The organism is Rhodococcus erythropolis NBRC 15567, from assembly GCF_001552595.1.
Taxonomy (GTDB): domain Bacteria; phylum Actinomycetota; class Actinomycetes; order Mycobacteriales; family Mycobacteriaceae; genus Rhodococcus_F; species Rhodococcus_F erythropolis.
Genome location: NZ_BCRM01000011.1, coordinates 15416 through 29393, shown reverse-complemented (window position 1 = coordinate 29393; position 13978 = coordinate 15416). Strand labels below are relative to the sequence as shown.

11 protein-coding genes are annotated in these 13978 nt (G+C 61.3%); 3 read left to right on the top strand and 8 right to left on the bottom strand.

Going from position 1 to position 13978, the window contains the following annotated elements:
* Window positions 1-74 precede the first annotated feature (74 nt).
* On the bottom strand, window positions 75-1175 hold the full coding sequence (locus tag RE4_RS16475; protein WP_058227726.1) for an LLM class flavin-dependent oxidoreductase: 1101 nt from the start codon (window positions 1173-1175) through the stop codon (window positions 75-77).
* A gap of 296 nt (window positions 1176-1471) precedes the next feature.
* Here RE4_RS16475 and RE4_RS16470 point away from each other — a divergent pair, with 296 nt between their 5' ends.
* On the top strand, window positions 1472-2473 hold the full coding sequence (locus RE4_RS16470; protein WP_060938960.1) for an MBL fold metallo-hydrolase: 1002 nt from the start codon (window positions 1472-1474) through the stop codon (window positions 2471-2473).
* A gap of 42 nt (window positions 2474-2515) precedes the next feature.
* Here RE4_RS16470 and RE4_RS16465 read toward each other — a convergent pair whose 3' ends face one another.
* Together RE4_RS16465 and RE4_RS16460 are read right to left on the bottom strand one after the other, a co-directional pair.
* A complete protein-coding gene (locus tag RE4_RS16465; RefSeq protein WP_060938959.1) occupies window positions 2516-3436 on the bottom strand; it encodes a universal stress protein in 921 nt (306 codons plus the stop codon).
* Window positions 3433-4878, bottom strand: a complete 1446-nt coding sequence (locus tag RE4_RS16460) for an amino acid permease (protein WP_060938958.1) — start codon at window positions 4876-4878, stop codon at window positions 3433-3435. The genes RE4_RS16465 and RE4_RS16460 overlap by 4 nt, the downstream gene beginning before the upstream one ends.
* Window positions 4879-5038: 160 nt before the next feature.
* Here RE4_RS16460 and RE4_RS16455 point away from each other — a divergent pair, with 160 nt between their 5' ends.
* The gene (locus RE4_RS16455; protein ID WP_060938957.1) at window positions 5039-6832 is read left to right on the top strand and encodes an alanine racemase; all 1794 of its coding nucleotides are present in this window, start codon (window positions 5039-5041) and stop codon (window positions 6830-6832) included.
* Between the two features lie 31 nt (window positions 6833-6863).
* Window positions 6864-7706 carry a hypothetical protein gene (locus tag RE4_RS16450; RefSeq protein ID WP_060938956.1) on the top strand — a complete coding sequence of 281 codons (843 nt, stop codon included), beginning with the start codon at window positions 6864-6866 and terminating at the stop codon, window positions 7704-7706.
* Here the strand turns inward: RE4_RS16450 and RE4_RS16445 are convergent, their stop codons facing one another.
* The 5 genes from RE4_RS16445 to RE4_RS16425 form a co-directional block, all read right to left on the bottom strand.
* The gene (locus RE4_RS16445; RefSeq protein ID WP_060938955.1) at window positions 7707-8681 is read right to left on the bottom strand and encodes a TauD/TfdA dioxygenase family protein; all 975 of its coding nucleotides are present in this window, start codon (window positions 8679-8681) and stop codon (window positions 7707-7709) included.
* Window positions 8682-8744: 63 nt separating this feature from the next.
* On the bottom strand, window positions 8745-10445 hold the full coding sequence (locus tag RE4_RS16440; RefSeq protein WP_060938954.1) for a dipeptide ABC transporter ATP-binding protein: 1701 nt from the start codon (window positions 10443-10445) through the stop codon (window positions 8745-8747).
* A gap of 33 nt (window positions 10446-10478) precedes the next feature.
* Window positions 10479-11333, bottom strand: a complete 855-nt coding sequence (locus tag RE4_RS16435; RefSeq protein WP_060938953.1) for an ABC transporter permease — start codon at window positions 11331-11333, stop codon at window positions 10479-10481.
* Complete coding sequence (locus RE4_RS16430; RefSeq protein ID WP_020970152.1) at window positions 11330-12289, bottom strand: ABC transporter permease; 960 nt, start codon at window positions 12287-12289, stop codon at window positions 11330-11332. Before RE4_RS16430 ends, RE4_RS16435 begins: the two co-directional genes overlap by 4 nt.
* An 8-nt stretch (window positions 12290-12297) precedes the next feature.
* Window positions 12298-13902, bottom strand: a complete 1605-nt coding sequence (locus RE4_RS16425) for an ABC transporter substrate-binding protein (RefSeq protein WP_060938952.1) — start codon at window positions 13900-13902, stop codon at window positions 12298-12300.
* Window positions 13903-13978: the final 76 nt, after the last annotated feature.

The window sequence follows — 13978 nt, the reverse complement described above, 5'->3', positions numbered from 1 at the left end:
TCGGTAACAAGTTACTGCAGCTCGTGAGCGGTCGCAGCGCCGGACCTGCTTACCCGACAGTCAGGCTTCTCCGCTCAATCGACGGCAGTGAAACCCTTCGCCCGATCTTTGTCGGCCGAGGTCCACAGCGTCGTCGACAGTTCTGCCTTCACCAGCGGGATCACCTCCTCCGCAAATCGGCGCAGCGTGTCCTTCTGCTGCTCGAAGTCGAGCACGTGATTGACCGACACCGATTGGAAATCGTGGCCGTAGCTCTGGTGGTAATCGAGGATCTTCTCGGCGACTCGCTCCGAGGACCCGACCAACGCCGGCCCGCGGTCGACGGCTTCCTCGATCGTCCGGAAGCTCGTCGACTTTCCGACCGCTTTGGGGTCGTGCTTGCGTTTGTCAGCTTGTGCAACGGCGCCCTCGTAGATCGGACGGAACTCTTCGATGGCCTGCTCGGTGGTATCGGCGAGGAACAATCCGCCCGAACCCGATCCGACGTACGCCTTGGACGGGTCGTGCCCGTACGCCAGGTACTGCTCGCGGTAGTGGTCGATCAGCACCTTGTAGTTCTCACGAGGCTGGAAGGCGTTGGCGGTGACGATGGGGTCGCCCCACTTGGCCGCGAGTTCGACGGCCTCGAACGAGGTAGCCGATCCATGCCAGATACGGAACGGGCCGTCGAAAGGACGCGGTAGCGTCGTCGCGTCCTCGAGCGATGGTCGGTGAGTTCCCACCCACTTGACGTTCTCCTCGCTGATCAGCAGTTTGAGGAGTTCGTAGTTCTCGGTGAGGTATTCGTACTGCTTGGCGATATCCAGGCCGAGGAGCGGGTATTGAAGGACCTCGTTGCCCTTGCCGATCACAATCTCGAGACGTCCCCGGCTCAGCTGATCGATGGTTCCGAAATCTTCGGCGACTCGAATCGGGTCGAGTAGCGACAGAACGGTGACACCCGTCGAGAGCAGGATTCTGTCTGTGGCCTGCGCAATTGCCCCCAAAACGACGGTTGGCGCCGACGAAAGAACCGGCCCGGCGTGGCGCTCACCCACCGAGAACGAATCGATACCCAGTTCTTCGGCGAGAACCGCCAGTTCGACGACGCGGTTGAGCCGGTCGGACGGGGCAACTTCCTCGCCGGTCACTGGATGGGGTGGGTTGAAAATGATGTCCAGAACCTGAAAACGCATGACCCGTCTTTCTCGATAACCACACAGCACGCCTGTCCCTCGGAGGCTAGTGCGCGACTGCTCGACGGATCCGCGATCCGAGGACGCGCCCAACGCAACGAATTCGCGAAACACGCTATTCAGCAGTATCTTTCGCCTCAATGAGACCATTCAGTCGATAAAACTCTCACCGATCCGAAGTCGACCGAAAACATGCCGAACTCCCGCCAGGCAGGACCTGTGTCACCGACCAATCGAGCGCACGGTAAACATGAAGTACTAAGAGTGCGTTCCCTTATCGTTAAGAGGTACTTGATATGAACGGTGCGGCAGCCATCGGTGATGGCATATTTCAGATTCCTGTCCCGATCACGGACAACCCGCTCGGGCACACGCTCGTCTACGCCATGGAATCCCCCGGCGGACTGATCTTGGTCGACGCTGGTTGGGGTGACGACAACGGCTGGCAGGGCCTAAACGCAGGGCTCGCCGAGATCGGGCATTCGGTGACCGACATCGAGGGCGTCGTGGTCACGCACTTCCATCCGGACCACACTGGACTGTGCGGCCGGGTCCGCGAGGCATCCGGCGCCTGGATCGCGATGCACGAGGACGACCACTACCTGTTCGATCAGATGTCGACTGCACGCGACGACGAATGGATGGCCTACCAGCTCGAGAACATGGAACGCGCTGGAGCCCCCAAAGCCGACCGTGATGCATTCAAATTAACGGCCGCAGGCGAGTCTCCAGTAGGCCCCGAGTCGGCCCCCGACCGCCTTCTCGCGGACGACGAGATCATCGCACTCACCGGCCGCGGCCTCCGCGTTGTCTACACCCCCGGCCACACGCCTGGTCACGTCTGCTTCTACCTCGACGACGCCGACATCATGTTCACCGGCGACCACGTCCTGCAGAAGACGACACCACACGTCGGCAACTTCGTGTACCCCCTCGACGAACGCGACGCCCTCGCCGATTTCCTCGACTCGCTCGCACGAGTGCAGAACATGAACATCACCCGCGGTCTCGGCGCTCACGGCATTCCGATCGACGACGTCGGAGGTCGCGCCGGCGAGCTGATCGAGCATCACCAGGAGCGACTCGATCACCTGCTCCAGGAGTTCGCCGACGACAAGCTCACGGTGTGGGACGTCGCGGCAAAGATGAAGTGGTACAAGCCGTGGGCCGAGATCTCCCCGATGGGAAAGACGATGGCGCTCTCCGAGGGCGCAGCTCACCTTCGCCATCTGGTTGCCCGAGAGCAGGTCTCTCAGGTTCCCGGCTCCGAGCCCGCGCTCTTCGCTCGCTCCGTCTGAAAGATCAGGGCCGACAAGCACTCCGCTCGTCGGCCCTGATCTCTATTCCGCTTCGGCCTGATCGACTATTCGGGTCGACGCCGATCGCGGGACCACCACCACCGGAACCGGTGAGTACCGCACGATCTTCGCTGCCCGACTGCCGAGGAAGACCCGGGCCAGTGGACCTGCCTTGCTCGAGCCGACTGTCAGAACGTCACCTCGATCCCACTCGACGCCCTCGAGCGCCTCGGCCCAGTTACGACCATGGCTGATAACCGATTCCATGACGTCGGGCATTTCGGGCAGTGCACGCACGCGCTCGAAGGCAGCGTTCGTCTCACGCTCGACCACCTCGGCCCACTCGGAGATGACCGGTGAATCCCCCTCGGTCCCGAGCGTTGTCGTGTACTGCGTGTTCGCACGAACTGCAAACGCCGCCAATCTGAGTCCGGCATCGACACGCGCAGCCACGGTCGCGGCGGCGAGCACCAGATCGTCTTGATCGGGTGTGCCCGAGTATGCGGCAGTGACGCGGCGGACCACCTCACCGGGCTTGGTTCGAAATCCCCTCGGCGCCAGCGCGACCGGAACGTCGGAGCTGTGCAGCAAGCGTGAGGTGACACTGCCGAGAGCGACGTGACCGAACACCCCGGCTGTGGACGAGTCCAGGACGATCATCTTGGCTTCGTGCTCGTGAACGAGATCGAGCAGGCCACTCGACGTCGACTGAGCCTCATGTACGACATAGGTCACGTCGACGTCGGAGGGCATGTCTGCCCGCGCTTTCGCCAGCGCCGCTTCGGCTTCGGCTCGCAACTGCTGGTGGTATTCGGCGTCGACACGCGCCATTCCGGGCGGTGGCGGCGAGGGAATCACCGCGCAGATCACCAACGGTTCACCGGACGAGCGCGCCAACAGCGTTGCAAGATGGACGGTTCCGGAACTGTCACCGTCGGGTGCGTATCCCGCGAGCAGCGTCATGACTCGGACTCCGATCCCAATTCGGCGCGGTTCTTCGCACCGAGGCGCGAGTGCTTCATACCGTAGGCGAAGTACCAGATGATCGCGACGGTCACCCAGACGAGGAACACGTAGATCGTGACGGTTCGGAGGTCCTTGATGATCCACAGGCAGCCCAGGATCGAGAGGATCGGCGTCACCGGATAGCCGGGAACTTTGAAGCTGCGCGGCAGGTCCGGGTCACTGCGCCGTAGGATGATGACCCCGATCGAGACCACGAGGAAGGCCACCAGGGTTCCGATACTGGTCATTTCGGCGAGGAAGTTGATGGGAATGAAACCGGCCAGAATGCTGATGACGACGCAGACGATGATGGTGTTGGGCACCGGCGTCAGAGTCCGCGGGTTCACCTTGTGGAAGATCGACGGAATCATGCCGTCGCGTGACATCGCGAACAGGATGCGGGTCTGACCGTAGATGACCACGAGCGTGACGCTGCAGATCGAGATCACCGCACCGGCGGCCAGAAGTGTTCCCGGCCAGGTAGATCCGGTCACCTGTTCGAGGATGGCGGACAGCCCGGCTTCCTGACCTTCGAACGATGCGGAATCCTGTGCACCGATCGCCACGGCGACAACGGCGATGTAGATCGCGGTGACGGACACGAGCGCAATGAGGATCGCGAGAGGGAGATTGCGACGAGGGTTCTTCACTTCTTCGCCGGCAGTGGACACGGCGTCGAGGCCGATGTACGAGAAGAAGATGATTCCGGCGGCGGACATGACGCCACTGAATCCGAACGGTGCGAAGTCGGCGAAGTGATTGCTGTTCCATCCGGCGATGCCGACCACGATGAAGAGCAGCAGAATTGCGAGTTTGATTGAGACCATGATGGCGTTGGCCTTGGCCGATTCACTGGCGCCGCGAATGAGCAGAACACCGCACAGGCACACCAGGATCACTGCGGGCAGATTGATGATGCCGCCCTGCTCCGGCGCTTGTGACAGCGCGTCGGGGATCTGGAACCCGAAGAGGTTGCCAAGTAGCTGGTTCAAGTACTGCGACCATCCAACGGACACCGCCGCGGCCGAGACTCCGTATTCGAGAAGCAGACACGCGCCGACGGCCATGGCCGGAAGCTCTCCGAGCGTCGCGTAAGCGTAGGAATACGACGAGCCCGACGCCGGGACAGCTCCGGCCAACTCCGCGTAACAGATCGCCGTGAGTCCCGCGACGATACCGGCAACAACGAAGGAGATGATCACTGCCGGACCGGCGACCGGGACTGCCTGCGAGAGGACGAAGAAGATACCGGTGCCGATCGTGGCGCCGATGCCGAACATGGACAACTGCGCCAAACCGATACTGCGGGTCAGCTCGCCGCCGTTGGTATCTGCACCGGTCTCCTGGTCTATCTGCAAAGCCGGCTTGCGCCGAAGTACGTGTTTGACGAGAGTAGCCATCGACGCTCCTCTAGAGTGCCTGGTAGGAAACTGTTGTATCCTCATACTGCACGCAAGTGTCCTGCGACACAACAGTTGGAGCAAAGTTGTCCAGCTCACGCCAACCGTCCGGTCTGGAAAGCCCGGATCGTGAACCGCCTTCGGAGAAAACGGGGAGATCATGACCGGACCGACCATCACCGTCGACCTGCGTCGTATCGAACAGAATGCGCGCGTCCTCGTCGAGGCGTCCAGCGCTCACGGTATATCGGTGGCCGGTGTCAGCAAATCTACGTGCGGATCCCCCAAAGTGGCACGAGCAATGGTCCGCGGCGGCGTCACGCAGATCGCCGACTCCCGCCTGGACAACCTGGCCCGCATTCGCCGCGACGGCATCACCGTTCCCCTGATGCTGATTCGCGCACCGTCGCTCAACGAGATCGACGACACGATCCGCTACGCGGACATCAGCCTCAACTCCGAGTTGACGACGATTGCTGCTCTGGGCAGAGCAGCACAAACGCGAGGAGTCGTCCACGACATCGTGCTGATGATCGACCTCGGAGATCTCCGCGAAGGGATCCTGCCGGCGGAGGCGTTGGACGTAGTCGCTGAAATCCTTCCCATCGAGGGCATCAGACTGATCGGAATCGGCGCGAACCTCGCGTGTGTCGGTGGCATCCAACCTACCGTCGACAACCTGTCGAATCTGGTCTACCTAGCCGACGAAATCACGAAGCGGTTCTCGATCGAACTGCCGATCGTTTCCGGCGGCAATACGTTCTCGCTACCACTACTCGAGACGGGCACGATGCCCGAGGGGATCAACCATCTGCGTTTGGGCGCCAGCATCGTACTGGCCGAATCACCTACTCCCCCAGGACTGTACGAACTGCTGAACAGCGATGCTTTCACCCTCACCGCGGACATCATCGAGGCCAAGGTCAAGCCGTCGCGGCCGTATGGAGTCTCAGGGGAAGACGCATTCGGCCGACGCCCCGTCTTCGACAACGAGGACAAGCCGAGCCGACGCCTGATCTTGTCCATCGGCCGCGAAGACATCTCGCCGGAAGGCTTGACCCCGATCGATCCGCGCCTGAAGGTGATCAGCGCCAGTAGCGATCACCTCCTCGTCGACGCCGGAGAAACAGGCGACGAATACCGACTGGGTGGCACCGTCGACTTCACGATCGATTACGGCGCGCTCTTGATGGCGATGACATCGCCCTACGTCGAAAAGCGCTACGTCCTGGGCACCGAACCGATCGATGCCAATGCGAGCGTCGAATTGATCGACCTCGAAACTAGCGGGCTGGCAAGCCATCTCCTCGATCACGGTCTACGCGAAGACATGTCCGGAATCGGTTTCAGCTGCATTCAAGGAGAGAACGCCGCCGCGGATCTCACGACGTTGCCGCTGTGGCTCACTGCCGAGGCCTGGCAGAACACCATAATTCCGATCGCCACCGAACCCGGAACCGATTTGGGTGCAATTATTTTCGCCTCCCACGGCGATATCGAACAATTGCTGTCGTCGGCGGCGGATCTGCACGGCCCCAGCTTGGAGAACACCGTCTTGGTGGGCGTCAAAAACGCCACGGTCGATCACAAGCGCGCACTCGACGAGTACGGGGTATTGCTGGTGACGATCGACGAGATCGATCGCCGTGGCATGGCGACCTTGATGCCTCGCGTCCTCGCCGCGGCGGGTCAGGGTGTGAACGGCGTCCACGTCCACTTCGACCTGGACATCATCGACGGGCGTGTTCTCGGCGTCGACGACACGACGCATCTGGGCGGACTCACATTCCGAGAAGCGCACCTCGCCGCCGAATTCATCAGCGAGACCGGCCTGACGAGATCGATTTCGATCGGCAGCGTTGCGGGAGCGGATTCCGATCCTCTCGGCCGTCAGGCGACCTTCGTCGACGGACTGGTTGCATCGCTGCTCGGGCGCAAGGTGGTCAAAGCCTGACGTTGTCGGCAGCCCTTGCGAGAATCGTTCGATGATCACGCGGAGCTCCGGTCAGCACGTATTCATCGCACTCGGCACGCCGTGGCTCGATGCCGTGGTCGCGTTTCTCGAACCCCGTGCCCGTGTCGATCCCTGGATCATGCGCGGAAAGATGGCCATCGGCGACCTGCTGATCACTGTTCTCGACACCACTCCTCGCACGCTGCTCTGCATCGAGACCGTGGCTGCGCCCTTCGACGGCACGTCGCGGATGGAAGTCGATGAACGCCCGTACGAACTCCACGGTTTGCCCACCGTTCCAGAACTCGAACAACGATGGTCCATCACGTTTCCCACGGATCCTGGGCCGGTCGACGACGCACTGGCCGACCGGATTCTCACGGCCGGCCAGTCACACTATGCGCACTACTTCGGCGACATCGACACGCTGGATCCGACGTCCACAGCTGCCCACGCCCGAACGTTGATGAACGAGCGGGGCAACTGCACAGGTTGCAGCTCACCGATGCCGTTGCGAAAGTTCAACAGCAGCGATCGCCTTCACTTTCATTCCGCATCACGGATCTTCAGGCAGGCTGAACCTGGTGACGACTACCCAGCCGTCCTGTGCCGCAAATGCACCGGAAGGATGGCCACGTCCGGGCACACCAACTTCATCGACTACATGCTGGCGAAAAATCCACCGTGTCCGCACTGCGGTGCACACAGAACCGCTCGGTGTTCCCCGGGGATGCCGGTCCATCCATTCGATCACCTACCGTGGCTCGCCGGAACAGGCTGCGTCGTGGGACCGGACACCCCGGAATGGACGTGCCGAGCATGCAATCACTCATGGGGACAAATGTTCCCGCCGGATCACCCGCAGCACGACTGATCAGTTCGCGGCAAAGCCGGGAAGCCGGTCGATGTCTGCAACGATCGAGAACTCGGATGCATCGCCCTTGATGATGCGGCTCTGCTCACCGTGGACGTCGACGGGAACGTCACCGGCCAACGTCACGCGATGCACGCTGCGCGCCTGTGTCCCGTAATCGGAAATCCCGTAATGCTGGGTTGCCTGGTTGTCCCAGATCGCCAGATCGCCGGGAGCCCATGACCACCGAACAGTGTTTTCCAACTTGATGATTCGTGCCTGCAGAAGCTGGTAGAGAGCAACCGACTCCGACGGCTTCAGTCCGACGAACTCCTTGACGAAGTGACCGAGAAGCAGAGTCTTCTCCCCTGTCGCAGGATGAACCCGAACCACCGGATGCTCCGTCTCGTAGATTTCGCGAGTGAATTCGGAGTAGTTCGTCACGCGCTGAGCGTCGCCTTGCTTCACCTTGTCGATAATCTCGGCGTAGTCGTATGCATTGGTGTGGACAGCGCGCAGATTCTCGACCAATACCTTGAGCGAATGCGGCAGTTGGTTGTACGCAGCCGTGGTAGACGCCCACGTGGTGGCTCCGCCGTACTCGGGAATTGTGGTCGCGCGCAGGATCGATGCCTTCGGGATGCGATCGATGAAAGTGACGTCGGTGTGCCAGCTGCTGGCAGCGCCGTCGAGCACCAACAGCTTGTTGTCCTTGGACTTGAGAGTGGGATGCGTGGTGGTCTGGCTGCCGAGGGTTCCGGCGAATTCGTACTGCGACGTGTCGTCGAGATGCTGCTGCCCACGGAAGAACACAACCTTGTGCGCTGCCAGCGCATAGTTGATCGCGTAGGCAGTCTCTTCGGACAGATCCCCAGAGAGGTGTACGCCGTCGATGCGGGCGCCGATCAGCTCACCGACCTTGTGGACAGTGATTCCGCCGGCAGCGTAGATCTGCTCCGGGGTCTGAGTGACGCGTTCGAGTTCGGTGATGGACATGTCAAGCTCCTATGAGTCTGCAAAAGGCTGAGTGGTGGTAATGCTGTTTGATGTCGAGACGGGTCAAACGGCAACAGTCAGGTCGGGAACCAGTGATTCCCGTTCCCGCCCGGCGCGCTGACGACGCGGATCTGGAACAGGCACCGCGGCAACCAACTGTTGTGTGTAGTCCTGCCGTGGCGAGCTGAATACCTCTGCAGCGGGGCCCTCTTCGACCAACTCCCCGCTGCGCAGTACCGCTACCCGGTCGGCTACCTGATTGACGACTGCAAGATCGTGGCTGATGAACAGACATGCGAAGTTGTATTCCTCCCTGAGATCGGCAAAGAGTGAAAGAACATCGGCTTGGACGGAAACATCCAGAGCGCTGGTCGGCTCATCGGCCACCAGCAGTCTCGGTCCGAGGGCAAGTGCTCGAGCCAGCGCAACACGCTGGCGTTGACCACCGGAAAGTTCTCCTGGTGCCCGGTGAGCAAAAGACTTCGGTAAGCGAACTGATTCGAGTAACTCCCCCACCCGGTTTCGCAGCAGTGCTCCGGTGGCAAAGCGATGGACTTCGAGTGGCTCGCCGACGCTTTGTCCGACCGTCCGACACGGATCGAGAGATGCCGCAGGGTCCTGATGAATCAAGGCCATGCCCTTGCGGAGGCCCCGAAGATTCGCGGCGGAGATCTTTCCGAGATCGGTTCCGTCGAAAGCAACGATGCCGCTACTGGCCCTGATAACACCGAGCGCAGCCCGGCCGAGAGTGGTCTTCCCTGATCCCGATTCACCGACCAGTCCGACAACCTCGCCGGCCTGAACCGTCAGGCTCACCTGATCGACCGCACGAAACTCTTTGTTGCCCAGCCTCGCCGGGTACACGATGGAGGCCGCGTCGAACCGCAGGATCGGCGGGACTTGCGCGTCGCCTTCGCTATCGACCAGAGCAACCACAGGCTTCGGCTGGTCGACCTCCGGCAGACGTGGCACGGCCGCAAGCAAAGCCTGTGTGTACGACTCACGCGGCGTCGCAAAGAGATCGAAAACGGACTGCTGCTCGACGACCCTGCCCGATCGCATCACCAGCACGCGATCTGCGATGTCCGCAACGACACCCATGTTGTGTGTGATGAGCAGTATTGCAGTGCCCGAACGATCACGCAGATTACGCAGGAGTTGCAGAATCTCGGCCTGCACGGTGACGTCGAGCGCAGTAGTCGGTTCGTCGGCGATGAGTAAATCAGGAGAACCCGACAACGCCAGCGCGATGACAACCCGCTGCTTCTGTCCACCCGAGAGTTGATGCGGATACCAGTCGACCCGACGCTCCGGTTCCGGAATCTCCACCATCCGTAGAAGATCGATTGCGCGAACTCTGGCGTCGGCACGCGAGATCTTGCCGTGTGCCCGCAGCGCCTGCGCGATCTGCCAACCCACCTTCTGCACTGGATTCAGTGCAGTCTGAGGCTCCTGGAAAACCATCGCGGCCCGAGTCCCCCGCAATTGATTGAGCGTCGCCTCGTCGGCACCGAGCACCTGCTGGCCACCGAGTTGGATCAACCCGCGGGCCTGCGCGCCGTCCGGTAACAACCCGAGAACAGCGCGTGCGGTCAACGACTTACCGGATCCGGACTCGCCGACCAACGCCAATATCTCACCGAAACCCAATTCGAGGTTGACGTGGTCGACCACAGTTGTCGACGAGCCACGGGAACCTTCGGCATCGAACTCGATCACCAGATCCCGGATGGCGAGAACTGCCTGTGCGGGTGATGCATTCATGACTACGTCCTTGAAGTGGTGGCGGTGGCGGTTTCAGATTCGGCGGGCCTTGCCCAGTCCCTGGGCGGTCAGCAGGAAGCTCAGGACCAGCGCCGAGACGATCACCAACGGTCCGATCGCGTAGGCCGGATTGGCATCGAGGTTCGGAATGGCGCCCGCGATGATCGAACCGAGAGACGGATCCGGCGGGCGCACGCCGATTCCGAGAAAGCTCATCGCACTTTCGGCGAACACCGCAACCGACATGGAGAGCGCAATCTGCACACCCAGCGGTTCTACGGCGTTGGGCAGCACATGCTTACGCAGTACCCACCACCGCCCCGCACCGATTACCTCGGCCGACTCCACGAACGGGAGTTCACGCACCTTCAACACCGTCGTTCGCACCAGGCGCCCGAACAAGGGTATTTCAGCAGCCACGATCACCGCGATCACCGGCGCTACTCCCGGCCCCGTGATCGCGACCAACGTGATCGCCAGAATCAACAGCGGGAAGGCAAGAATCACATCGAAGATCCGCTGTGCGATGACATCTGCCACCGAATTGATACTCGACACCAGGCCGGCGAGCGAACCGATGATCGCGCCCACTGGCACCGCGACGAGCACGATGACAAGGTTGATCCGGATTCCGTAGAGCGAACGAGCGAAGACGTCACGGTTGACCTGATCTGTTCCGAACCAGTGCTGTGCACTGGCCCCCAACAGATTTGCACCCTCGATCTGCTCGTTGGGCCCGTAGTGAGTCAACAGTGGAGCAGCAATTCCCGCTACTGCGATGACCACCAGGATCAACACACCCGCCAACCCCTGACCGTGCGTCAGAGCAGCGCGCACAGGACGAGATCGCCGAACCCTTTCGTCAACAGACTGATCGGCCACCGTCATTGCTGCCCTCCGATTCTGATTCGTGGGTCGAGGTAGGCATGCACGATGTCGGTCAGAAGTTGGATCAGAACGAAGATCGTGACCGACAGCAGGAGCAGCACCTGCACCACCGGGTAATCCCGCCGACCGATTCCCTGCTCGATCAATTGGCCGATGCCAGGCCAGGCAAAGATCGCCTCAACCAGTACGGCTCCGCCGAGAAGGTGCCCGGTCTGAATTCCGAGCACGGTGAGCATGGTTGGCAGTGCATTGCGTAATGCACTGCGTGTAACCAAGTTCCACCGTGGCACACCTGCTGCGCGAGCGGTGATCACGTACTGCTGCGCCATCTCGGTGCGCAGCGCTTCGGACAGGAACCTGGTGAGAGCGGCCGCGACAGGAAGTGCGAGGCACAGTGACGGCAGCAGCAGGTACTGGAACGTGATGTCGGGACGAGCGAGATACCCACCTGGTGGAACACCACCGGATGGCAGAACCGGAATCAGCACCGCGAAGACGAGAACCAGGAGGACACCGGTCACGAAGTTGGGCAGAGCAACCGAGAGAGTGTTGAGAAGGTTCACCACCGAGGTCAGCCATTTCTTCGGCCACACCACCACCGCAACACTGAGCACCAGACTCAACACGACGGCCAGCAGCAACGCACTTCCCGCCAGAACTGCGGTGTTCCCCAACCCCGCCAGCACCAGATCGGAAATCTGGCCCCCGAGAACGAACGAACGCCCGAGATCCAATGTCAGTACGTCGCCGATCCAGGTCAGGTACTGCGCGGGAATCGACTTGTCGAGACCGAGCGAATGACGAATGGCTGCAATCGCTTCCGGAGTTGCATCGGGGCCGGCGAGAGCCAACGCGGGGTCGCCAGGCACTAGACGCATCACCGAGAAGATCAATATCGACGCGAGGAAGAGAACCACCACCGCCGACGGTAGTCGCCCCGCAATGTAACGAATCATCGAATCCCCTACGCCAGGAATGTGTTGGCGAATTGTGGCTGGCGACCCTTTGTCCAGGCCAGACCACGAACGGTCTCGGCCGCCGATACCTGCGGCACGACAACACCGATCTCGATCAAGAACAACTCGTTCAACAGTTGCGTGCCCAATTCGGCATACAGTTTCTTTGCCTCATCGCTCGAACCGTCGGGAACCTGCCACGCACCCTCCGCTGCGGCGGAATACGCCGGCGAACTGAACTTCGAGGCATTGTGTGCAGCGTTGAACGGGTAGGCGCTGACCGTCAGGGTTGACGGAACATATTGCGCAAAAGTGTGATTGGTCAGCCAAAGTCCTTTGAACTCAGCGCCGATCAACTGCTTGACGAAGATGGATGCCTCGACAGGATCCAATTCGACGCGGATCCCTGCCTCGGCGAGATTGGCCTGCACGATCTGCGCGGCGGCTTCGAAATCCGGGCTCGCTCCTGTGTAGGTCAACGGAATGGTCGGCAGTGCACCCAGATCGCCGACCAGGGCGCGCGCCTTGTCGACATCGCGAGTGTAGGTCGCATTCTTGGCAGCGTCGTAGGCGGGCGACGACTTCGGCCACGGCAGATTGACCGCATACCCCGTATCGCGATACACCTCACTCATGATGCGGTCACGATCGATCGCGTAGGCCAACGCCTTTCGTGCCCGCACATCGGTCAGCCCGTCGGCGGTGACGTTTGCGCCCAGGTATATCTGTAATTCCGCACCCTCAATCGAGGTTGTCACGAACCCGCTGGTCTTGGCCAAGTTCTGTGAGTCACGGAAGGGCAACGACGCCGGAGCAACAAGAGAGACCTGTCCGGACTTCAGCGATGTCAGGCGCGCTTGGGCGTCCGGAACGATCCGCGCTTCCACGTGATCGAGGTACGGCCGCTCGGCGACCCAGTAGTTCGGGTTCCGATCGAAGGAGATGGAACTGTTCGGGGTGCGTGAGGTGAATACGAAAGGGCCCGTACCAACGAAGGATTCACCGGTCACCGCCTTGTCGAACGTTTCGGGGTCGAAAATCGGCGCTAGATCGAGAAGATCGAAGATGTTCCCGGTTCGGTGTGCGAGGGTGAGAACCAGCGTATTGGGATCCGAAGAGTCGAAGCCGGCGATGGCGGCCGCCGTACTCCTGAGCTGGGCCGAGAATTTCGGGTCCGCATAGGTGCGCAGCGAGAACTCCGCATCAGCGGAGGTGAAGCGCCGGCCGGAGTGGAAGGTGACGTCATCGCGCAGATTGAGCGTGAGAGTAAGCCCGTCGTCGGACAGCTTCCAGGCCTTGGCCAGAACTGGCTGTGGCACTACCGAATCGAGTGGATAGCGGGTCAGGGTCTCGTACACGAGCCCGGATATCGTGACACCGGCAACGGTGGTGCTGGTCAAAAGTGCCGCAGGGCTGACGTCGTCCGGTATCGCCAGTGTGAGCGTCCCACCTCGAACCGGCTCAACTGATTCACCTGCGTCCGAGCGTTGTTCGCCGACTGCAGAGGAGCACGCGGCCAGTGAGCCGCTACCGAAGATGGCGAATGCGGCGATCGCACTGCCACGGAAGAAGGCACGGCGGTCGAGACCGGCCGTCGAAAGAGACGAGTTCACGGAGGTGTTGTCCTTCGTAATAGGTGCGCAGCTGTGCACTCTCAGGGCACACGCTTGCGAGAATGGGAAAGAGTGT